Annotated in this window: 20 protein-coding genes and 2 pseudogenes; 19 read left to right on the top strand and 3 right to left on the bottom strand. The window is 40.4% G+C overall.

Features of this window, described 5'->3' with window-relative positions:
• Window positions 1-31: 31 nt before the first annotated feature.
• Window positions 32-550 (bottom strand): peptidylprolyl isomerase, encoded by a 519-nt coding sequence (locus ACTQXY_RS04475; protein ID WP_441658466.1) that lies wholly within the window; start codon window positions 548-550, stop codon window positions 32-34.
• Between the two features lie 235 nt (window positions 551-785).
• Here ACTQXY_RS04475 and ACTQXY_RS04470 point away from each other — a divergent pair, with 235 nt between their 5' ends.
• Window positions 786-971 carry a hypothetical protein gene (locus tag ACTQXY_RS04470; RefSeq protein ID WP_441658465.1) on the top strand — a complete coding sequence of 62 codons (186 nt, stop codon included), beginning with the start codon at window positions 786-788 and terminating at the stop codon, window positions 969-971.
• A 111-nt stretch (window positions 972-1,082) separates the two neighbouring features.
• Here the strand turns inward: ACTQXY_RS04470 and abc-f are convergent.
• Window positions 1,083-2,543, bottom strand: a pseudogene (gene abc-f / locus ACTQXY_RS04465) (ribosomal protection-like ABC-F family protein).
• Between the two features lie 220 nt (window positions 2,544-2,763).
• On the opposite strand from abc-f, the gene ACTQXY_RS04460 reads away from it, so the two are divergent.
• The 18 genes and pseudogenes from ACTQXY_RS04460 (at window position 2,764) to ACTQXY_RS04375 (ending at window position 21,338) form a co-directional block, all read left to right on the top strand.
• Window positions 2,764-3,708: an EamA family transporter gene (locus ACTQXY_RS04460; protein ID WP_441658464.1), complete on the top strand. Its 945-nt coding sequence runs from the start codon at window positions 2,764-2,766 to the stop codon at window positions 3,706-3,708.
• 20 nt (window positions 3,709-3,728) lie between these two features.
• Window positions 3,729-4,571, top strand: a pseudogene (locus ACTQXY_RS04455) (energy-coupling factor transporter ATPase); the annotation flags it as partial.
• Window positions 4,554-5,513 carry an energy-coupling factor transporter ATPase gene (locus ACTQXY_RS04450; protein ID WP_441658500.1) on the top strand — a complete coding sequence of 320 codons (960 nt, stop codon included), beginning with the start codon at window positions 4,554-4,556 and terminating at the stop codon, window positions 5,511-5,513. The pseudogene ACTQXY_RS04455 and the gene ACTQXY_RS04450, both read left to right, overlap by 18 nt.
• 13 nt (window positions 5,514-5,526) lie before the next feature.
• Window positions 5,527-6,351 (top strand): energy-coupling factor transporter transmembrane component T family protein, encoded by an 825-nt coding sequence (locus ACTQXY_RS04445; RefSeq protein ID WP_004614875.1) that lies wholly within the window; start codon window positions 5,527-5,529, stop codon window positions 6,349-6,351.
• Between the two features lie 3 nt (window positions 6,352-6,354).
• The gene (gene truA, locus ACTQXY_RS04440; RefSeq protein WP_441658463.1) at window positions 6,355-7,092 is read left to right on the top strand and encodes a tRNA pseudouridine(38-40) synthase TruA; all 738 of its coding nucleotides are present in this window, start codon (window positions 6,355-6,357) and stop codon (window positions 7,090-7,092) included.
• Window positions 7,093-7,117: 25 nt separating this feature from the next.
• The gene (locus ACTQXY_RS04435) at window positions 7,118-7,876 is read left to right on the top strand and encodes an acyl-CoA dehydratase activase (protein ID WP_441658462.1); all 759 of its coding nucleotides are present in this window, start codon (window positions 7,118-7,120) and stop codon (window positions 7,874-7,876) included.
• A 239-nt stretch (window positions 7,877-8,115) separates the two neighbouring features.
• Complete coding sequence (locus ACTQXY_RS04430) at window positions 8,116-8,595, top strand: DUF3990 domain-containing protein (protein ID WP_441658461.1); 480 nt, start codon at window positions 8,116-8,118, stop codon at window positions 8,593-8,595.
• A complete protein-coding gene (locus ACTQXY_RS04425) occupies window positions 8,592-8,837 on the top strand; it encodes a hypothetical protein (RefSeq protein WP_441658460.1) in 246 nt (81 codons plus the stop codon). Before ACTQXY_RS04430 ends, ACTQXY_RS04425 begins: the two co-directional genes overlap by 4 nt.
• Before the next feature lie 2 nt (window positions 8,838-8,839).
• Window positions 8,840-9,043, top strand: coding sequence for a DUF3791 domain-containing protein (locus tag ACTQXY_RS04420; protein ID WP_441658459.1), 204 nt, complete (start codon window positions 8,840-8,842; stop codon window positions 9,041-9,043).
• A gap of 3 nt (window positions 9,044-9,046) precedes the next feature.
• Window positions 9,047-10,048: a reverse transcriptase domain-containing protein gene (locus ACTQXY_RS04415; protein WP_441658458.1), complete on the top strand. Its 1,002-nt coding sequence runs from the start codon at window positions 9,047-9,049 to the stop codon at window positions 10,046-10,048.
• Window positions 10,049-10,094: 46 nt separating this feature from the next.
• Window positions 10,095-10,784: a response regulator gene (locus ACTQXY_RS04410; RefSeq protein WP_441658457.1), complete on the top strand. Its 690-nt coding sequence runs from the start codon at window positions 10,095-10,097 to the stop codon at window positions 10,782-10,784.
• On the top strand, window positions 10,785-11,774 hold the full coding sequence (locus ACTQXY_RS04405) for an ATP-binding protein (protein WP_441658456.1): 990 nt from the start codon (window positions 10,785-10,787) through the stop codon (window positions 11,772-11,774).
• Between the two features lie 55 nt (window positions 11,775-11,829).
• Window positions 11,830-12,597 carry an ABC transporter ATP-binding protein gene (locus ACTQXY_RS04400; protein ID WP_441658455.1) on the top strand — a complete coding sequence of 256 codons (768 nt, stop codon included), beginning with the start codon at window positions 11,830-11,832 and terminating at the stop codon, window positions 12,595-12,597.
• Window positions 12,587-14,554: an FtsX-like permease family protein gene (locus tag ACTQXY_RS04395; RefSeq protein ID WP_441658454.1), complete on the top strand. Its 1,968-nt coding sequence runs from the start codon at window positions 12,587-12,589 to the stop codon at window positions 14,552-14,554. The genes ACTQXY_RS04400 and ACTQXY_RS04395 overlap by 11 nt, the downstream gene beginning before the upstream one ends.
• 21 nt (window positions 14,555-14,575) lie before the next feature.
• A complete protein-coding gene (locus ACTQXY_RS04390) occupies window positions 14,576-16,756 on the top strand; it encodes a DNA topoisomerase 3 (RefSeq protein ID WP_441658453.1) in 2,181 nt (726 codons plus the stop codon).
• A 17-nt stretch (window positions 16,757-16,773) separates the two neighbouring features.
• Complete coding sequence (locus ACTQXY_RS04385; protein WP_441658452.1) at window positions 16,774-17,421, top strand: DUF6198 family protein; 648 nt, start codon at window positions 16,774-16,776, stop codon at window positions 17,419-17,421.
• 332 nt (window positions 17,422-17,753) lie between these two features.
• Window positions 17,754-20,366, top strand: coding sequence for a bifunctional acetaldehyde-CoA/alcohol dehydrogenase (gene adhE / locus ACTQXY_RS04380; RefSeq protein WP_441658451.1), 2,613 nt, complete (start codon window positions 17,754-17,756; stop codon window positions 20,364-20,366).
• A gap of 216 nt (window positions 20,367-20,582) precedes the next feature.
• Complete coding sequence (locus ACTQXY_RS04375) at window positions 20,583-21,338, top strand: phosphotransferase (RefSeq protein WP_441658450.1); 756 nt, start codon at window positions 20,583-20,585, stop codon at window positions 21,336-21,338.
• A 74-nt stretch (window positions 21,339-21,412) separates the two neighbouring features.
• Here the strand turns inward: ACTQXY_RS04375 and ACTQXY_RS04370 are convergent.
• The coding region (locus ACTQXY_RS04370; RefSeq protein ID WP_441658449.1) for a transposase at window positions 21,413-21,753 on the bottom strand (341 nt) is incomplete at its 5' end.

Raw genomic sequence — 21,753 nt, 5'->3', positions numbered from 1 at the left:
ATTCAATTTTACTACGTCCCCAATTTGCAGATTATAATTTTTCTGGTGCAGTGTATTCTACTCCGTCTGTATCCACGGTTACAGATTTCATTACCTGTTTTTCAAGTGGTCTGTCGCTGTAGTCAGTTGCTGTCTCAGCGATTTTATTTACGATATCCATGCCTTCAATGACTTTTCCGAAAGCAGCATAGGATCCGTCTAAGTGCGGAGAATTCTTGTGCATAATAAAGAACTGTGATCCGGCAGAGTCTGGATGCATTGCGCGCGCCATGGAAAGGACACCCGGCTCATGTTTCAAATTGTTTGTGAAACCGTTCTGTGAGAATTCACCTTTGATTGAGTATCCAGGACCGCCCATACCGGTTCCGTCAGGGCATCCTCCCTGAATCATAAAGTCACGGATGACACGGTGAAAAATAAGTCCGTTGTAAAATCCGTCTTGCACTAATGCGATAAAGTTGTTTACTGTATTTGGAGCGATTTCTGGATATAATTCAGCTTTGATTACATCACCGTTCTCCATTTCAAATGTTACGATTGGATTTGCCATAATCGATACTTCCTTTCTATTATATATAATATGGTTGTTTTATATTGTGACAATGTCGTTCATTACACGCCATGTAAACAACATTTTATAAGTCTGGAATCGGTTTGTCAACCTGAGATGGAAAAAGAAATTAATTACATACAGAATGTCTGCAATTGGTAATGTATTTTTTTGAGTGATGGGTTATAATTAAGTCAAACTTCAACGATAGGATTCACAGAAAGGAGAGAGTCTTATGAAAAAAATGCTTGTTATGCTGGCGATGCTGCTTATTATTAATCTTAGTTCCTATATCGCCGCTCTTTTTGTTGCTGAAAAATTAATGATTATTATTTATCGCATGGCGTTATTGTGCAATATTGGATTTTTTTTCCCAGCATTATCTTTGATACGCAAAGAAATGAAAGAGGGAAAAGAATAAATGAATGATACAGCACATTAGGGGATCAGGTGCGACTCGTACAAGTTATCCTTAATATGTATGGGTATGTCATCAAAATTTATATATTTGTCTAGCAATAGAAACAATGTATTACAGACTTATCACCTGTGTTGCGATTGCTTTCCGGAATGCGTTGTCGTGTTCCACTAAAAGCATAGTTGGTGAAAATGTTTCTATGAGCTGTTCAATCTGCATGCGGGAATACACATCAATAAAATTCAATGGTTCGTCCCATACATATAAATGAGCCTGCTCACAGAGACTTTTTGCGATGAGCACTTTTTTCTTCTGCCCTCCGGAAAAATCAGAGATATCTTTTTCGAACTGCACGCGTTCGAAATCCATTTTCCGCAAAATTGCTTTGAATAAACTTTCGTCCAAATGATGTTTTTCGGCAAATTGAGACAGTGTTCCTCCCAAATGTGAGGTGTCTTGCGGTACGTAGGAAATGACAAGACCGGAGCCGATTGTCACAGTACCTGTATGTTCCGGGGCGTATTCTGACAGCAGTTTTAATAAACTGCTCTTGCCACAGCCGTTTTTTCCATCCAAAAAGATGCGTTCGTTGCGCCGGATTTCCAATGAAATCGGTTGAAAGACCGGGCGATCGTCGTAGATTACGGATACATCAGAAAATGAGGCGAGTACGTCTGTGCGGTATGTAAGTGGCTGAATCTTCAAGAAATCTGCAGTTTCCACATTTTTCAGTAATGCGGATTTTTGTTCGATTGCCTGTTGCTGCCTCGCTTCAGTCGATTTAGAGCGTTTCATCATTTTAGCTGCTTTGTGACCGACAAAGCCTTTGTCTGCCGCACCGATTTTTGATGCTTCCACCCGGTCGGACCAGACGGCAGTGCGTTTTGCAGATTGCTGTAAGCGATGGATATCTTTTTTGAGCCGTTCGTTTTGGGATAACTCAAATTGCTGCTACTGTTCAAAATTTCTCATAAAAGACGAAAAATTTCCGCTTTGTACTTCGATGTTGTTCCGGTTGAGTGATAAAATGTGATCGACACATCCGTCTAAGAAACATCGGTCATGCGACACCAAAATAAATCCTTTTTTCTTTTGTAAATAGGCAGATACCTTTTCACGGGCAGCGGTATCCAAATGATTTGTCGGCTCGTCAATCAGCAGAAAATGTCCTTCATTTAGAAAGAGAGCTGCGAGCAGTACCTTCGTCTGTTCCCCATTGGAAAGTGTTTCAAAAGGACGCCATAGTACATCCGCATCCACATCTAGATAGGACAGTTCACGCATCAATTCCCAGCTTTCGGCATTCGGGCAGACTTCCTGCAAAATATTTTCCGTCAGTTGCTTTTTGTCAGAAACCGCATATGGAAAATAGTCGAACTGCACAGGACAGACGATCTTTCCGCTATACTCATATTTTCCGAGGAGAAGTTTTAAAAACGTTGTCTTTCCTCTGCCGTTTCTGCCAACGAAACCTAGTTTCCAGTCTGTATCAATTTGGAAACTGGTATGATCAAAAATGGCATCATAGCTTGACGGGTATGAAAAAGTAAGATTTTCAATTCGTATCATGGACATTGTAAAATACCCCCCTGCTTAAAATTTTAGAAAATAAAAAGAGCTGCAAGAAAGCGACGCTTGCAACTCAAAAATATACCACTTCATATAGTGGTAATAGAATGATATAATGAGTGAATAGATGGCTGACTTTCCATCTCTTTCTTTTTAATCAGAACTGTTTAAAACATATCACAAGTCAAAAAGGAAAGTCAAGTGTAAATGGAAAAGGAGAACCAAAATGGAAAAATTATTCAAAAAGCCGATTGTAATATGTGTGATGGCGCTGATCTGCTGTGCCCTTTGGGGAAGCGCGTTCCCATGTGTGAAGATCGGGTATGAGCTGTTACAAATAAAAACGACAGGAAGCCAGATTTTGTTTGCAGGATACCGATTTTTCGGAGCAGGAATACTTACGTTTTTGATGGGATGTATTATTGAAAAAAAGGTTTTGACTTTGAAAAAATCAGCAATACCATATGTGGCGGGAATCGGAATTTTTCAGACGACTCTGCAGTATATCTTTTTTTATATCGGAATGGCTAATACAACCGGAGTGAAAGGCTCTGTCATCAATGCGTCGAATGCGTTTGTGTCCATTATCGTGGCGCATTTCCTTGTGAAAGGAGAACGGATGACGTGGAAGAAAGGCGTCGGATGTATTCTCGGATTTGCGGGAGTTGTCATCATCAACCTGTCACCGGGAGCGTGGGGAAGTGGATTTTCACTGAAAGGGGAAGGGATGGTTGCAATCTGTACGATCATCTATGGAACCAGTTCGGTGTTGATGAAATTTGTATCAAAAAAGGGGAGTGCAATGGCAATCACAGCGTACCAGTTGATGGTGGGAGGCGCTGCTCTGATTGGCTTTGGATTTTTACTCGATGGAAATATCAGTGGATTTACTGTGAAGTCAATTTTGCTTGTATTTTATATGGCGATGCTGTCGGCGGTTGCGTTCAGTCTGTGGACGACATTATTAAAGTATAATCCGGTCGGAAAGGTTACGATTTATGGATTTTCCATTCCGATTTTTGGAGCGGGATTGTCGGCGGTATTTTTGGGAGAGGATATTTTTTCGCTGAAGAATCTGGTGGCTTTACTCTGCGTAAGCGCCGGAATCATCCTTGTAAATAAAGTGTCGGCAGGGGAAAGAATTGTTGCAAATGAGAAAGAGATGAAGTAAAATAAAACCCAGTGAATAACATGGAAAGAGGAAAGTCTATGAGCATGATCAAAACAGACAATTTAATATTTGAATATGAGAAACGTGACGAAGAGGGCAATGTAATCGGAACACATCGTGCCATTGACGAAGTGAATCTTGACATAGAGCCTGGGCAGTTTATTGCGATTTTAGGACATAATGGATCAGGAAAATCCACACTTGCAAAGCACATGAATGCAATTTTAGTGCCAAGCGGAGGCACAATGTGGGTGGATGGAAAGGACACGAAGGAAGAGGAGAATCTATGGGATGTCAGACAGACAGCCGGAATGGTGTTTCAGAATCCGGACAACCAGATTATCGGAACAGTTGTGGAGGAAGATGTCGGGTTCGGACCGGAGAATCTTGGTGTTCCGACAGAAGAGATCTGGCAGCGGGTCGAGAAGAGCCTGTCTGCGGTCGGAATGATTGAGTACCGTCATCATTCCCCGAATAAATTATCCGGCGGACAGAAACAGCGCGTAGCTATCGCTGGTGTTGTTGCGATGTGTCCGAAATGTATTGTCTTGGATGAACCTACGGCGATGCTTGATCCGAACGGCAGAAAAGAAGTGCTTCGCACAGTGGAGGAACTTAGAAAAAGAGAACATGTGACGGTTATCTTGATCACGCATTATATGGAGGAAGTGATTGGAGCAGACCGAGTCATTGTCATGGATCAGGGACATGTTGTCATGGACGGAACGACGAGAGAGATTTTCAGCCAAGTAGAACTGTTGAAAAAATATAGATTAGATGTACCGCAGGTGACAATGCTGGCACATGGATTAAAACAGAGAGAATTAGATATTAAAGAAGGAATTTTGACGACAAACGAGCTGATTGAGGCATTGGAGAAAGCAGGAGACTGGCGGCAGAATCAAAAGAAGACATATGTTGGTCATGCAGAAACGGTTGTCAAAAAAGAGAAAAAAGAGAATCCAATCTTAAAACTTGAGCATATCGAGTATGTATACAGTTCTGGGACTGCATATGAAAAGCGAGCGCTGAAGGATATCAATCTTGACATTTATGAGGGTGAATTTGTCGGGGTAATCGGGCATACCGGCTCTGGAAAATCGACGATGATCCAGCATTTGAATGGACTGATGAAAGCGACAAGCGGAGCGCTTTACTATAATGGCGAGAACATTTATGATGAGAAGTATAATCTGCGACAACTTCGGAATAATGTAGGACTTGTGTTCCAGTATCCGGAACATCAGTTATTTGAGATCGATGTCTTGACAGATGTTTGTTTTGGACCGAAGAATCAGGGACTTACGGAGGAAGAATGCAAAAAGCGTGCGATTGAGGCACTGGAACTTGTAGGACTTTCTGAAAAATATTATGACACTTCTCCGTTTGATTTATCGGGAGGACAGAAACGTCGTGTGGCTATTGCGGGAGTGCTTGCTATGCGCCCAAAGGTGCTTGTCTTAGATGAGCCGACAGCAGGACTTGATCCGAAAGGACGCGATGAGATATTGGATCAGATTGCGTATCTTCAAAAAGAACGGAATCTGACAGTTATTCTTGTGTCGCACAGTATGGAGGACATTGCGAAATATGTGGATCGTATTGTCGTGATGAACAAAGGCAGAAAAATGTATGACGGGGAGCCGAAAGAAGTGTTCGCACATTACAAAGAGCTGGAAAAAGTAGGGCTTGCAGCACCGCAGGTGACTTATATTATGCACGCGCTTTCTGAGAAAGGAATGCATGTGAACACGGAGGTAACGACGATTGAAGAAGCAGTAGATGAGATTATGAAAGAGATATAAGATTGGAGAAACAATGATTAGAGATATTACAATTGGGCAATATTACCCGGCGAATAGTAAATTGCACCGCTTAGACCCGCGGGTCAAAATAATGTGTACTTTATTCTATTTGATTTCTTTGTTTTTATTTAAAAGTGTTTTGGGGTATGCGATTGCAACTGTGTTTTTGGCAGCAGTTATCCGTATTTCCAAGGTACCGCTGAAATTTATCCTGAAAGGTTTGAAACCGATCATCATGCTTTTGATGATCACGGTTGTGTTCAACTTGTTTTTGACAAAAGGTGGAGATGTTTTGTTTGAAGCCTGGATTTTTCAAGTGACGGAAGAAGGGCTTCGGACGGCTGTTTATATGGCGGTGCGTCTCATTTACCTAATCATCGGTTCGTCGCTTATGACATTTACAACAACACCGAATGCACTGACTGATGGAATTGAAAAACTGCTTTGGCCATTCAATAAAATCAAGATGCCGGTACACGAGATTGCGATGATGATGTCAATTGCGCTTCGTTTCATTCCGATTCTTTTGGAAGAGACAGATAAGATCATGAAAGCGCAGATTGCAAGAGGGGCGGATTTGGAAAGCGGAAATATTATTCAAAAAGCAAAAAGCATGATCCCGATTTTGGTGCCTTTGTTTGTGTCAGCATTTCGACGGGCAAATGATCTGGCGATGGCAATGGAAGCAAGATGTTATCGCGGCGGTGAGGGACGTACAAAGATGAAACCGCTTGTATATCAAAGCAGAGACTATATCGCATATGCCATTACCATTGTGTATATGGTGGCTGTGATCGTAATAGGGAGGTTAGTTCCATTTAAAGTGTGGATATTTTAAAGTATGAAGCGAATAAAGTTGACAATTGCCTATGACGGCACAAATTATTGTGGCTGGCAGGTACAGCCGAACGGAATTACGGTAGAAGAAGTAGTAAACAAGGCATTAAAAAAGTTGACTGGGGAGGATATTCAGGTGATTGGGGCAAGTCGGACTGATTCAGGAGTGCATGCCCTTGCAAATGTTGCGGTGTTTGACACGCATACGACGATTCCGCCGGAGCGGATTTCCTATGCATTGAATCAGAGATTGCCGGAGGATATCGTTATTGTAAAGTCAGAAGAGGTAGCAGAAGATTTTCATCCCAGGTACTGTGACTGCAGTAAGACTTACGAGTACCATATTTTAAATACGAGGATTCCGATTCCGACAAAACGGCTTACAAATTATTTTGTATCCTATGATTTGGATGTTGAAAAGATGCGAAAGGCGGCAGGATATCTGATTGGAGAACATGATTTTGTCAGTTTCTGCAATGTGCGTACAGATGTGGGAGACACGGTGCGGACAGTTACTGAGCTTGAGATTTTGAAAGATGGAGAGGAGATTACGATCCGAATCAGCGGAAATGGTTTTCTCTACAACATGGTTCGTATTATCGTGGGAACACTGATCCGTGTCGGACGTGAATTTTATGAGCCGGAAAAGGTGAAAGAGATTTTAGAGGCGAAAGACCGAAAGGCTGCCGGAGTGACGGCACCTCCACATGGTCTGATACTGGCAGAGATTCGATATGAATAGAAAGTATGCTTGAGGAGGGAAGAGTATGAACTATGTAGGAATCGACATTGGATCTACTGCATCCAAGGTCGTAGTGCGTGGAGACAATGAGATGTATTTTGTACTGCCAACGGGATGGAGCAGTAAGGAGACGACAAACATCATACGAGAACGTCTGAAAAATGCAGGGGTTGATGTGACAGCACAGGAGACTAAAGTGGTAGCAACCGGTTACGGAAGAGTTGCGGTTGATTTTGCAGACAAAGTCATAACAGAAATTACCTGCCATGCAAGAGGCGGGCGGGAGCTTGCCGGTGGAGACTGTACGATCATCGATGTGGGGGGACAGGATACAAAAGTTATCCAGGTAAGTAACGGTGTGGTGATGGATTTCCTTATGAATGATAAATGTTCTGCGGGAACTGGAAAATTTTTAGAGATCATGGCAAACAGACTGGGTATTACGCTGGATGAGCTGTTTGACTTGGCAAAACAAGGAAAGAGTATCCCTATTAGTTCTTTGTGCACCGTGTTTGCGGAATCAGAAGTGATCAGTTATATCGGAGAAGGACGGGCAAAAGAGGATATTGCGGCCGGTGTGATTGAATCCGTTGTGGCAAAGGTGGCACAGCTTGCGCAGAGACAGGCGTTGGCAGATACAATCATATTGACAGGGGGCCTAAGCCACAGCACTTACTTTACGGCACGTTTGTCAGAAAGATTGGGAAAACATGTGATGCTGGCAGAATTTGGAAGATTTGCGGGGGCACTTGGTGCGGCATATCTTGCGGAAGAGAAGAAATAGTATTATAATTGAATAACAGCAGGAACGATAGCATATCCAAGACAGATGTTTTGGCAGGGGAGCGAGTCGCTGCCCGGTACAGGAGATGAAACGATGAAACGATAAGCTGCTTCGAGGTACTTCTGCACACTTCGTGTGCATGGACCTTGCGGTCCGAGTACGTCTACGCATCTTACGGAATCACTTTATTGTATTGTTCCTGCTTTTTTTATTTAGAGTAATATGCGGGAGGTATGAATTTGAGATTATATCATGGAAGCAATCAGGGGATAGAGAAACCGAAATTATTTCCTGCTGCAAGGGCGTTAGACTTTGGAAATGGATTTTATCTTACTTCGGATTTTGAACAAGCAAAAAAATGGTCAATTTTAACCGTGAAACGAAGAGGAGAGGGGAGTCCGATTGTATCAGTGTTTAAAGTGGATGAAGAAAAATTAAATCAGTTAAAAATATTGAGATTTGATGGTCCGAATGTAGAATGGTTGAGATATGTCAGCTCAAATAGAAAAAGTATGAATTTTAATGATCGTAGAGATATTGTTGTAGGACCCGTGGCAAATGATAATACAATGCCTGTGTTAAATCTTTATTTGAAAGGTGCTTATAATGAAGATGAAGCAATTAAAAGGCTGATGCCACAGAAATTGAAAGATCAATATGTTTTTAAAACAGAAGAAGCTGTGTCTATCTTGAAGTTGATTGAGGTGATAAAAATATGAGAAAAACGTCAGCAGAAATATTAGATTATTATGATGAAGAAGTAGTAAAAATGATTTCTGAAAAATATAATTTAGAACAAATGAAAGCGTTGCGAGAGTATCTACAGTCAGAAACATACTCTATGATGACAGATTCAGAATTGGAGATGTGGGAGTTTGGAGCAAGTGCAATATTTGAAATGTGGGAGAATGAGAAAATTACAGGAAATCCAAGAAATTCTATATATTTAAGGAGAGAATAGAATTGAGCAAAGAGCTAAAATTTTTTATTTATCTGCTTGAACGGTATGCAGAGCAAAAAGGAACAGATGCACAGAAGATAATTGCTGAATGGGATGAATTGGGGGTAACAGATTATATTTATGAAATGTATGAAATTTACCATATCGAACATCTTCAAAATGCTTTTGACGATATTGACAGATTACTTTTAGAGAGAAAAGGATAGATTATGGATAATCAAAGATTATGGCAGCATCGCTCGAAAGAGGAAGACAAAGAGGCAATTCTTTCTTTGAACTTACTGGAAAGGGCAAATGTTCCGAAAGAAAAAACGTTGAAATGTATCTATGCGGTCAGTAATCACATAGAAGAACACTATCGTGAAGTTTTTATTCTGAAAAAGAAAGGTGGCAGGCGCAAACTGCTTGTTCCAGATTATCTTTTGCATACGATGCAGAAAAATATTCTGCGAACAATATTAAGTGAAGAGAAAGTTTCAAAGTACGCAAAAGCCTATTGTCCGGGGAGAAGGATTCGTGACAATGCGTTTGCACATGTCGGTGCAGAAACAATTTTGGAGTTGGATATCAAAGATTTTTTTGAAAATATTACATATATTATGGTGTACCAGTGTGTTTTTTCGGGAGAATACTATCCGCCGACAGTGCGTACACTGCTGACCCAACTTTGCTGTTACAGGGACTATCTTCCGCAAGGAGCGCCGACATCACCGATGATATCAAATCTGGTGATGTTTTCCTTTGACCAATATATGGGAAAATGGTGTGAAGAGCGGGAAATTTGTTATACAAGATATTGTGATGACATGACGTTTTCCGGGAAATTTGATGTGCGGGAAGTAAAACAAAAAGTAAGAAGTTACCTTCAGGTACTTGGATTTGAATTGAATTTGAAAAAGACGAAAGTGCTGAAACAATATAACAGACAATCTGTGACCGGAATCGTTGTCAATGAAAAAGCGCAGGTGTCTAAAACATATCGGAGAGATGTCAGACAGGCTGTCTATTACTGTGGAAAATATGGAGTACAGGAGCATTTACAGAGAACTGGGGCGCAAATGTGGCTGCAAAAAGGAGAAGAGCGGTACCTTCAGCATCTGATGGGAAAGGTGAATTACATTTTGCAGGTAAATCCGGAGGATAATATGTTTCAGGAAGTTCGGAAGAACTTGTTGAGAATACAAAGGCAGTGCAAAGGAGGAAAACTATGATTACGATTTTTAACAGAAAAGAATTGATTGTCACAGCAAGTAAGATATGAAAGAAAAGATTATGATCATCGAGGATAATAGGACAATCCGAGGAGAACTTTGTGTGTTTTTTGAGAAAAATGAGTTTACGCCAGTGGAGACGGGAGACTTTACAACAGTTGAACAAGTTGTTGCAGCAGTCAGAAAAGCAGAGCCAAAGTTGATTTTGCTTGATATCAATTTGGAAGAGATCAGTGGATTTGATGTGTGTAGGGAAATCCGAAAATGGTCGGATACGCCGATTTTGTTCGTGACAGCAAGAGAGCGTGATGTGGATGAACTGTGTGCGATGGAATGTGGAGGCGACGATTATATAAGAAAACCGTACAGCCTTGCAATTCTTCTTGCCAAAGTCAAACGTATGTTACAAAGAGCAGACAGTATGGCAGAAGAAATTGTGGTGGGAGAAGTGCATCTGCATATTGTGCAGGCACAGATCTGCTATCGGGAACAGGTGCTGGAATTATCCAAAAATGAGTTGAAAATCTTGTATTTTCTTTTTCGTAGCAGAGGAGAGGCTGTTGCAAAAGATGCGCTGATTGAATATTTGTGGGAGAATAAATTTCTTGTGGATGAAAATATTTTGAATGTGAATCTGTCAAGACTTAGAAAACGACTTGGAGATATCGGCTTAAAAACACTGATTCAGACGGTGCCAAAATACGGATACCGAATTGAGACAGAAAGTGAGAGATAGATGAATTTTTGGGAATTTTTGTTTGAAAAACTCAATATGGTTCTAGTAAATCTGTTTGCAGCGACTGCGTTGATTGTATTTCTAAAATTAGTCGGAATACAAGGTGGAGCGCTAGGCCTGATTTTGATTGTTTGGGGCATTATACTGATTGCTGTTGGGGGACGTGAATATTGGAGCCAAAAGAGAAAATATGATGAGATAGAATCACAGCTTGAGGAACTGGACAAAAAATATTTAATCTGTGAGCTACTTGGAAAACCGGAGACGCAGATGGAAAAATTATACACAAATATGCTGCGGGTGGGAAGTAAATCCATGGTTGAGGAAGTGAATGAGAAAAGGAATGCTCTTAGTTCCTACAAAGAATATATCGAAGAATGGATTCACGAGGTGAAGACACCGATTACAGCAATTGATCTCATATGTAAAAATCATCCCACAGAGGAGATTCTGCAAATTCAAAAAGAACTGCAGGAGATTGAGCGCTTCGTCGAACAGGCATTGTATTATGCGCGAAGTGAAGTGGTGGAGAAAGATTATTTTATAAAAGAAATCAGTTTGTCGGAGATTGTGTATCCGGTTATTTTAGAGTACCGGACAATGCTTTTGGAACACCGTGTACAGATTGTAGCAGATGATCTGGAGCTTTGTGTTTACACAGATGAAAAGTGGATACAGTTTATTTTAAAACAGCTTTTGTCAAATGCGGTCAAATACGCCAGAAAAGATAATGCAAAGATTCATATCTATAGCCAGGTAGTGGATGGGAAGAAATATCTGACTGTGGAAGATAATGGTATCGGAATCGCACAAAGTGACATTGGACGTGTGTGTGAAAAAGGATTTACAGGAAGGAACAGGGCAAAGAAAAAATCAACTGGAATGGGACTGTATCTGGCAAAAAGACTGTGCGAACGCCTTGGAATCGGACTGTCGGTCACATCAAAGGAAGGTGTCGGCACAAAAGTATCCTTACAGTTTTGTAAGTAAAAAAACTCCTTTTAAAATGGTATAGTGAATTTAGAAAAAGAAAAGGAGTGGTTCTATGGAAACATTATTAAGGATACAGGATATTGAGAAATATTATGGTTCAAAGTCGTATATTACAAAGGCGGTAGACCATATTTCGTTTGAGGTGCAAAAAGGGGAATTTCTCGGAATCATGGGAGCATCCGGCAGTGGAAAAAGTACGCTGCTGAACTGCATCTCGACGATTGACCGTGTGACAAGCGGACACATTTATCTTGAAGATACGGATATCACAGAATTAAAGGATAAGAAGATGGCTGTGTTTCGTCAGGAAAATTTAGGGTTTGTCTTTCAGGATTTCAATCTTTTAGACACGCTGACGCTGGAAGAGAATATCGCATTAGCGCCGATGATCTCCGGCGTGGATGAAAAAGCTGTAAAACAACAGGTGCGTGGAATTGCTGAGAGACTCGACATTGGAGATGTTTTGAAAAAATTTCCATATCAGGTATCCGGAGGGCAGAAACAAAGATGTGCATGTGCAAGAGCGTTGATAAATAAGCCAAAACTTCTTCTTGCGGATGAGCCGACGGGTGCATTGGATTCCAGATCTGCAAGCATGCTGCTTGAAAGTTTTGCGTTAGTCAACCGTACTATGAAGACGACGATTCTGATGGTGACACATGATATTTTCTCGGCTAGCTACTGTAGCAGAATTCTATTTTTACGCGATGGGAAATTGTTCAATGAGCTGTATAAAGGGGAGCGGACACGAAAAGAATTTTTCCACGAAATCATGGATGTGATGACGTTTTTGGGAGGTGACTTGACTGATGTTAGGTAAACTTGCAATTCGAAATGCGTTCCGTTCCATTCGGGATTATCGTATCTATATCATAACAGTTACAATCGCATTTGCTTTGATGTACGCATTCAATATGATTGTATTTTCCGAAGATATCATGATGCTCAATCGTATGATGCTCACATTTGCATATATGGTTGTATTTATTTCAATTCTTGTTGTGTTCGTAATAGGATGGCTTGTACATTATATGACAAAATTCATGCTGCACAGAAGGAGCAAAGAACTCGGCACATATATGGTGCTCGGAATCAGCAATCGTGCAATTACAAGATTGTTTCTGGCAGAAAATATCATAATAGGTGGAATCTCATTTTTGCTGGGGATGATATTCGGAACATTTTTATATCAGGTGCTCACAATGATCATCATGCATATTTTTGAGGCAGTATATGAAGTGAAACTTGTATTTTCTGTGAAAGAATTTGCGCTGACAATTTTTTATATTATATTGATCTACTGTTTTTCTCTTTTGCGCATGAAACGTAAAATCGGGAAGATGAAAATATATGATTTACTTCACGCAGAAAAGCAGAACGAAATTGTGTTTGTAAAACATCAAAAAGGTGATATAATTTTGATGACAATTGCCTTGCTCACAGGCATCACAGGGGCGATTGTATGTAAATTGACATTTCAAAACGGAGACAATGTGCAGATGGGAGCAATCGGAATCTTTTTCACCTGTTTTATCGTCTGCATCTATTGTTTTTATATCTCTGTTTCTCATATACTGATCCGTTTTTTTGTGAATCGAAAGGCAAAACAGAAGAATGCAGGTACACTTGTGCTCGTCCGAAATCTTTCGTCTAAGATTAATACGATGAGTATGACGCTTGGGACACTTGCGTTATTGCTTACATTGACGCTTTCGTTCTCTCAGATTGCAACACTGTTTAAAAATTTCTTTGATATGCAGGGCAATTCCGTATGTCCATATGAAATTATGATGTGGGATAGAGAAGGGGATCCTTCTTTTATAAAAGAAAAAGAGTATCTTGATGAAAAACTTGGCGGTGTAACTCAGGAACATTCGTTTATGGTTTATGATAGCGGAGCAAATCAGGTCGGGAAATATTTAGATGGAACACCGGTTGAAATGTCGTTTTGGGGAAATGATACGGTCATGGCATACAGTGATTACTGCAAGATGCGCAAGCAGCTTGGCTATGAAAAAATAGATTTGAAAAAAGGACACTTTATTGTGCAGGGAGTCAGCGGTGTGAAAACAGTTCTTGACAAGGAACAGCCTAAATTTCAGATAGAGGGGGAGACACTCTCTTATCAGGCATGCTATACAGAAGGTTTTGCACTGGAGGGAGATTTGGGGGCTTATCTCATCCTTGTTTTGCCGGATGAGTATGCTGAGAAACTGGATATTTACGAAGCTGTGTACGCGGCAGATACAGAGAAAAAGTCAGCACCGGAAGATTATGAGAATCTGTGCAGAATTATAGAACCATTGGAAGACGGAGAGGAGATGGACAGCGAAGATTACATTCCGGTCGGAAATGTGAATGTAAAAGGAGCAGTGCTGGGGGAAAACCGGACTATGTTTACGATTATTTCTTTTTCTATGTTTTATATTGCGCTCATTTTTTGCTGTACAGCACTTACCGTGTTGGCAGTTCAACAATTGAGCGAATCAGAAAAACATGGAAAACGATACCGGATTTTATCAGAACTTGGGATGCCCCAAGAGGGAGTGGAGAAAATTATACGAAGGCAGGTCGGAGTATATTTTCTAATGCCGTTGGTGCTTCCGATTCCACTAAGTATCTGCTGTACACTATCCCTCAATCAGCTCTTTCAAGCGTACACAGGACCGGGAATGCTGATAAGCACGATCAGTGCATCACTTGGACTATTTTTCCTTGTGTATATTTTATATCTGGCTGCAACCTATGTCGGGTACCGCAATAGTGTCAAAAGCTGATCGAAGAAAAAGGAGAACAAAATGAAATCATTAGTAATTGCAGAAAAACCGTCTGTGGCAAGAGATATTGCCAGAGTACTGAAGTGTAATAAAAATATTTCCGGGGCAATTGAAGGAAATCAATATATCGTTACATGGGCATTAGGACATCTTGTAACACTTGCGGATCCGGAAGGGTATGATAAAAAATTCAAGGAGTGGAACATGCAGGTGCTTCCGATAATGCCTAAGAAGATGGAACTGGTTGTTATTAAGAAAACGGCAAAACAGTACAATGCGGTGAAAGCACAGATGTTTCGGAAAGATGTGGGAGAGATTATTATCGCCACAGATGCCGGACGTGAAGGAGAACTTGTGGCAAGATGGATTCTGGAAAAAGCAAATTGCCACAAGCCAATCAAAAGACTTTGGATCTCTTCCGTGACAGATAAGGCAATCCGAGATGGATTTGCAAAGCTTGTGGATGGAAGAAAGTACGATGACTTGTACGCGGCGGCAGTCTCAAGAGCAGAGGCGGACTGGCTTGTAGGAATCAATGCAACAAGAGCGTTAACGTGCAAATACAACGCGCAGCTGTCTTGTGGGCGTGTACAGACACCGACACTTGCGATGATTGCAAAGCGGGAGGAAGAGATTCGCACATTCCAGCCAAAAGAATACTACGGTGTGACGGTGCAGGCAGGAAAAATCAAGTGGACATGGCAGGATCAAAAGTCGGGAAGCTACCGTTCATTTTCAAAAGGACGAATAGAAAAGCTGGCAGAAGATTTGAATGGGGCAACTATGGTCGTGGAACAGGTGGAAAAATCTGCGAAGAAATTATTTGCGCCGGGATTATATGACCTGACAGAATTGCAGCGAGATGCCAACAGACGATTTGGCTTCTCGGCAAAAGAGACATTGAATATTATGCAGCGCCTGTATGAGAACCATAAAGTATTGACCTATCCGAGAACAGATTCCAAATATATCGGAAATGATGTGGTTGACACTTTGAAAGACAGACTGCGAGCGGTAAGTGTAGGTCCATATAAAAAGCTTGCGGGAAGCCTGATTATGAAGCCGATCAAGGTCAACAAATCATTTGTGGATGACAGGAAAGTAAGCGATCACCATGCGATCATCCCGACTGAGCAGTTTGTGCAGCTGGAGCATATGACAAATGAGGAGCGAAAAATTTATGATCTCGTTGTCCGCAGATTTTTGAGTGTTCTCTATCCGCCGTTTGAGTATGAGCAGACGACACTGCTCGGAAAAGCGGTAGGAGAACGATTTGCTGCGAGAGGAAAAATCGTAAAACATGCGGGGTGGAAAGAAGTCTATGAACTGGGAGACGGTGATGAGACAGATGTGGAAGAACAGTTGTCAGAACAGTCACTTCCGGAAGTGAACAAAGGGGCAGCGCTTTCCGTACAACAGGTGCAGATGACTAGTGGAAGGACAAAGCCGCCGGCAAGATTTAATGAGGCGACATTATTGTCTGCCATGGAAAATCCGGTGAAGTATATGGAGTCCCGTGATAAACAGGCGGTCAAAACATTAGGCGAGACCGGAGGGCTTGGAACAGTTGCTACAAGAGCGGACATTATCGACAAGCTATTCCATTCTTATCTGATGGAATTGCGCGGAAAAGAGATTTATATTACTTCGAAGGGAAAACAGTTGTTAGAGCTTGTGCCGGAAGATTTACGGAAACCGGAATTAACAGCAGACTGGGAAATGAAGCTTTCCAATATTGCAAAAGGGAAACTAAGAAAAGAAACCTTCCTTCAGGAGATCAAAGGATATACGGTGGAGATCATCGACGAGATCAAAGGTGGAACCGGAACATTCCGACATGATAACATGACAAATAAAAAGTGTCCGGATTGTGGAAAACCGATGCTCGCGGTAAATGGGAAGAATGCAAGGATGCTTGTATGTCAGGACAGAGAGTGCGGACATAAAGAGGTAGTTGCAAAGATTTCCAATGCAAGATGCCCGCAATGTCATAAGAAGATGGAGATTATCAAAAAAGGCGACGAAGAACAATTCGTATGTAATACTTGCGGTCATAAAGAAAAGATGTCAGCATTTAAGGTGAGACGGGAAAAAGAAGGCGCAGGCGTGAGCAAAAAGGATGTGCAGAGGTATTTGAAACAGCAAAAAGAAGAGCCGGTGAATACTGCATTTGCGGATGCATTCGCGAAGTTGAAGCTGTAAAATAGGGGGATTTACGAATGAAGATGAAAATGAAATTGAGACAAATTGTTCTATTACTTTGCGGACTTTCTGTTGCTCACCTTGGAGTGACGTTATTTATTCAGTCAAATCTTGGCTCGGATCCGTTTAATGTGCTGATCCAGGGAATTTTTAGAAGTGTACCATGGCCGGAAGGACTTGCGTGGACTCATGGAAGAACCCACATGCTAATTTCCTTTCTAATTATCCTTGTGCTTCTGTCTGTAGACAAAAGATACATCAAAATTGGTACGTTGCTTTGTATGTTTCTTGGAGGACCGATTATTGACGGGTTTACTTTTTGGATTGGAGACTATATCAATCAGAGTATTCCGCTACCATGGAGAGTGTTGATGGTTGTAATTGGGTGCGTGATTCTTTCAATGGGAATGACCATCGTGATCAAATCCGAAGCTGGAACAGGTCCGAATGACCTTGTCGCAGTTGTCTGGAGTGATAAATGGAAGAAGTCATTTGGAATCATACGTATGGTGACTGACGGATGTTTTGTATTGATTGGATTCTTGTTAGGCGGAATATTCGGGATTGGAACCATTATCTGTGTGTTTGTGGTAGGACCGGTTGCCCAGATATTCATGCCTTATGCAGAGCGATTTTGTAAGTTTGTAAATCGTGTGAAAGAATAGTCATTTATTTGATTGTAGTTACTATTGCATAAAATTGTTATTATATTAACGATAATATATCTTCAATTAAACTAATAAAAATAGACAAAATACAGGAGAAAAGAATGGTCATATCTCTGAAGAGCCAATGAATCAACGTATTCTGCATTTTTAAAGTAAAATTATCGGATTTAAAACTGTATAAAATGCATAATGAACCGAATAAAAATCAAAAAATGTTGTGTAAAAAGTCGTAAATGAGAAAAAGGAAGATAATATATTGACAAATATTTAACGAGGCAGTATACTAAGCCTCGTAGTAAAGAAATACAACACTTACGGAGGATATTGATATGTCAAAGAAGGAAACGAATGTACCAGGAATTATTGATAACGTAGAAGCTCTTGTAGCAAAAATGGAAGCAATGAGAGAAGCACAGAAAGTATTTGCTACATTTACACAGGAACAAGTAGATAAGATCTTTTTTGAAGCAGCAGTAGCAGCAAATACACAACGTATCCCATTGGCAAAGATGGCAGTAGAAGAGACTGGTATGGGTATCGTTGAAGATAAAGTAATCAAGAATCATTACGCAGCAGAATATATTTACAATGCATATAAAGATACAAAAACATGTGGAGTTATTGAAGAAGATAAAGCTTATGGAATTAAGAAGATTGCAGAGCCAATCGGTTTGATCGCAGCGGTTATCCCTACAACAAATCCAACTTCGACAGCAATCTTTAAGACATTGCTCGCATTAAAGACAAGAAATGCAATCATCATCAGCCCACATCCACGTGCAAAAAATGCGACAATTGCAGCAGCAAAAGTTGTATTGGAAGCAGCTGTAAAAGCTGGAGCACCAGAAGGAATCATCGGATGGATCGACGTACCTTCATTGGAACTTACAAATGAAGTTATGAAGAGCGCAGACATCATTCTTGCAACAGGTGGTCCTGGAATGGTTAAAGCAGCTTACTCTTCAGGAAAACCGGCGCTTGGTGTTGGTGCAGGTAACACACCGGTTATCATCGATGACACAGCTGATGTTAAAATGGCAGTTAACTCAATCATCCACTCAAAAACATTTGACAATGGTATGATTTGTGCTTCAGAACAGTCTGTAACTGTTTTGGAAAAAGTTTATAAAGAAGTAAAAGATGAATTTGCACTCAGAGGATGCTATTTCCTGAAAAAAGATGAGATTGAAAAAGTTCGTAAGACAATCATCATCAACGGTGCATTAAACGCTAAAATCGTAGGTCAGTCAGCACATACAATCGCAGCACTGGCAGGAGTAAAAGTACCGGAAGAGACAAAGATTCTAATCGGGGAAGTGGAATCTGTTGATATTTCTGAAGAATTTGCTCATGAAAAATTATCTCCGGTACTTGCTATGTACAAAGCAAAAACATTTGATGAAGCAATTGCAAAAGCAGAGCAGCTTGTAGCTGACGGTGGATACGGACATACATCTTCTATCTATGTTCATCCAGCAGAGACAGAGAAGCTTGCAAAACATGCAGCAGCAATGAAAACATGCCGTATCTTAGTAAACACACCTTCTTCTCACGGTGGAATCGGTGATCTTTACAACTTCAAATTAGCACCATCTCTTACATTAGGATGTGGCTCATGGGGTGGAAACTCTGTATCTGAAAACGTTGGTGTAAAACACTTAATCAATATCAAAACAGTTGCTGAGAGGAGAGAGAATATGCTTTGGTTTAGAGCACCTGAAAAGGTTTACTTCAAAAAAGGATGTATGCCTGTTGCACTTGATGAATTAGGAACAGTAATGGGTAAAAAGAAAGCATTTATCGTAACTGACAGCTTCTTATATCACAATGGATACGTAAAAGGTATCGAAGAAAAATTAGATGAAATGGGAATCCAGCACACATGCTTCTACGAAGTAGCTCCAGACCCAACACTTGAATGTGCAAAAGCAGGTGCTGAGGCAATGAGAGCATTCGGGCCAGACGTAATCATCGCTCTTGGTGGTGGTTCAGCAATGGATGCCGGAAAGATCATGTGGGTAATGTACGAACATCCAGAAGCAGACTTCATGGATATGGCAATGCGTTTCATGGATATCCGTAAGAGAGTATATACATTCCCTAAGATGGGAGAGAAAGCTTACTTTGTAGCAATCCCTACATCTTCAGGAACAGGTTCTGAGGTAACACCATTCGCAGTTATCACAGATGAAAAAACAGGAGTAAAATATCCGTTAGCAGATTATGAATTACTTCCTAAGATGGCGATCATCGACGCTGACAATATGATGAGCCAGCCAAAAGGACTGACAAGTGCTTCTGGTATCGATGCTTTAACACATGCTTTAGAGGCATATGCATCAATCATGGCAACAGATTATACAGATGGTCTTGCATTAAAAGCAATGAAGAACATTTTTGAATACCTTCCATCAGCTTATGAAAACGGAGCAAATGATCCAAAAGCAAGAGAAAAAATGGCAGATGCTTCTTGCATGGCTGGTATGGCATTCGCGAATGCATTCCTTGGAGTATGCCATTCAATGGCACATAAATTAGGTGCATTCCATCACTTGCCACACGGTGTTGCCAATGCATTGTTAATCACAGAAATTATGAAATTCAATGCAACAGATGTACCTACTAAGATGGGAACATTCTCACAATACCAGTATCCGCATGCATTAGAAAGATATGCTGAATGTGCTAGATTCTGCGGCGTTGTAGGAAAAGATGACAAAGATACATTTGAAAAATTCTTAGTAAAAATCGAAGAATTAAAAGATAGAGTAGGAATCAAGAAAACAATCAAAGATTATGGTGTAGATGAGAAATACTTCTTAGATACATTAGATAACATGGTTGAACAGGCATTCGATGATCAGTGTACGGGTGCTAACCCAAGATATCCACTGATGAAAGAAATCAAAGAAATGTACTTAAAAGTATATTACGGAAAATAATTATTAAATTGGGGACGTAGTAAAATTGAATTTTACTACGTCCCCAATTGACATTACCCCTGTCCCTTTTTTAAATTTGTTAAGAAAAAGACAATAAAAATATAGTAAAAAACTTTGTTAAAAAATATTCAAAAATCTATTGCAAAATTGCAAATAAGGTGTATAATAAACTTATCAAATAAGAAAAGGTGTAATACTTATAGGAGGTAAGGACATATGAAATTAGAACAAAGCAACTTAATCGTGAAACGTGCATATAAAGAAGTGTACAAATGTGACGAAGGTATTGTAAAAGTATTTGAGAAAACGCATTCAAAAGCAGATGTGTTTAACGAAGCGTTGAATACGGCAAGAGTAGAAGAAGCCGGTCTTGACATTCCTAAGGTAAAAAGTGTAACAGAGATTGATGGAAAATGGGCGGTTGTTATTGAATACAAAGACGGAAAGACACTTGGAGAGATGATGAAGACAGATCCAGCCAATATAGAGAAGTATATGGAAGACTTTGTAGAGCTTCAATTACAGATGCACAGCAAGAGAGCACCTAGATTGAATAAACTGAAAGACAAATTGGCAAGACAGATTAATAGTCTGAAAGATTTGGATGCGACAGCAAGGTATGAGCTTCTGACACGTTTGGAGAGTATGCCAAAACATGATAAAGTATGTCACGGAGATTTCAATCCAAGTAACGTTATTGTTGGAAAGAATGGAAAAATGACAATCGTTGACTGGGCACATGCGACACAGGGAAATGCAAGTGCAGATGCAGCGAAGACCTATCTGTTGTTTGCGCTGGAAAATCAGGAGACAGCTGATTTATACTTGAAATTGTTCTGTAAGAAGAGTGATACGGCAAGACAGTATGTAGAACAGTGGCTTCCGATCGTGGCGGCAGCTCAGCTGACAAAGAATAATGAGATGGAAAAAGATTTCTTGATGAAATGGATTGACGTATTTGATTATCAATAAGAATATATAAAAATGACTGCGGTTTCTTTAAAACCGCAGTCATTTCAGACTGTAGACAAAGTTGGTGCTGGGAGTTATCCCCAGCACCACTTTTCTGTAAATAGCCTCTGTTTTAATAAAAATCTTAAAAAACTCCAAGATTCTTTCATTTTAGATTCCCTGATTTCTAAAATTTTTGCCAGCTTTTTCAAATTCATACACGCAAACGTAAGCCCGGCTTTCATTTCCATCCGTGCTTTTCCTATGTATTGAGTGTAACGGAAACCATGTTGTTCTTTTGCTGTTCCGAAAAGTCGCTCAATCGTTTCCTTTCGTTGTTGATATATTTCTTTGTTACCTATTGTATGGCGAATATCTTCTGCTTTCTCCATGTATTCTTCCCATACATGTCTGGTAATGACTTTTACATGATCTT

The sequence above is a fragment of the Faecalimonas sp. LCP19S3_D12 genome (assembly GCF_052121495.1).
Taxonomy (GTDB): Bacteria; Bacillota; Clostridia; order Lachnospirales; family Lachnospiraceae; genus Faecalimonas.
Note: the sequence above shows the minus strand (reverse complement) of the source record. Positions and strands in the feature narration are given on the sequence as shown.

Excerpts from the sequence above, each read along its gene's own strand:
- ACTQXY_RS04475 (WP_441658466.1), bottom strand. The coding sequence starts at position 550 with ATGGCAAATCCAATCGTAACATTTGAAATGGAGAACGGTGATGTAATC.
- ACTQXY_RS04470 (WP_441658465.1), top strand. The coding sequence starts at position 786 with ATGAAAAAAATGCTTGTTATGCTGGCGATGCTGCTTATTATTAATCTT.
- ACTQXY_RS04460 (WP_441658464.1), top strand. The coding sequence starts at position 2,764 with ATGGAAAAATTATTCAAAAAGCCGATTGTAATATGTGTGATGGCGCTG.
- ACTQXY_RS04445 (WP_004614875.1), top strand. The coding sequence starts at position 5,527 with ATGATTAGAGATATTACAATTGGGCAATATTACCCGGCGAATAGTAAA.
- truA (WP_441658463.1), top strand. The coding sequence starts at position 6,355 with ATGAAGCGAATAAAGTTGACAATTGCCTATGACGGCACAAATTATTGT.
- ACTQXY_RS04435 (WP_441658462.1), top strand. The coding sequence starts at position 7,118 with ATGAACTATGTAGGAATCGACATTGGATCTACTGCATCCAAGGTCGTA.
- ACTQXY_RS04425 (WP_441658460.1), top strand. The coding sequence starts at position 8,592 with ATGAGAAAAACGTCAGCAGAAATATTAGATTATTATGATGAAGAAGTA.
- ACTQXY_RS04415 (WP_441658458.1), top strand. The coding sequence starts at position 9,047 with ATGGATAATCAAAGATTATGGCAGCATCGCTCGAAAGAGGAAGACAAA.
- ACTQXY_RS04410 (WP_441658457.1), top strand. The coding sequence starts at position 10,095 with ATGAAAGAAAAGATTATGATCATCGAGGATAATAGGACAATCCGAGGA.
- ACTQXY_RS04405 (WP_441658456.1), top strand. The coding sequence starts at position 10,785 with ATGAATTTTTGGGAATTTTTGTTTGAAAAACTCAATATGGTTCTAGTA.
- ACTQXY_RS04400 (WP_441658455.1), top strand. The coding sequence starts at position 11,830 with ATGGAAACATTATTAAGGATACAGGATATTGAGAAATATTATGGTTCA.
- ACTQXY_RS04395 (WP_441658454.1), top strand. The coding sequence starts at position 12,587 with ATGTTAGGTAAACTTGCAATTCGAAATGCGTTCCGTTCCATTCGGGAT.
- ACTQXY_RS04390 (WP_441658453.1), top strand. The coding sequence starts at position 14,576 with ATGAAATCATTAGTAATTGCAGAAAAACCGTCTGTGGCAAGAGATATT.
- ACTQXY_RS04385 (WP_441658452.1), top strand. The coding sequence starts at position 16,774 with ATGAAGATGAAAATGAAATTGAGACAAATTGTTCTATTACTTTGCGGA.
- adhE (WP_441658451.1), top strand. The coding sequence starts at position 17,754 with ATGTCAAAGAAGGAAACGAATGTACCAGGAATTATTGATAACGTAGAA.
- ACTQXY_RS04375 (WP_441658450.1), top strand. The coding sequence starts at position 20,583 with ATGAAATTAGAACAAAGCAACTTAATCGTGAAACGTGCATATAAAGAA.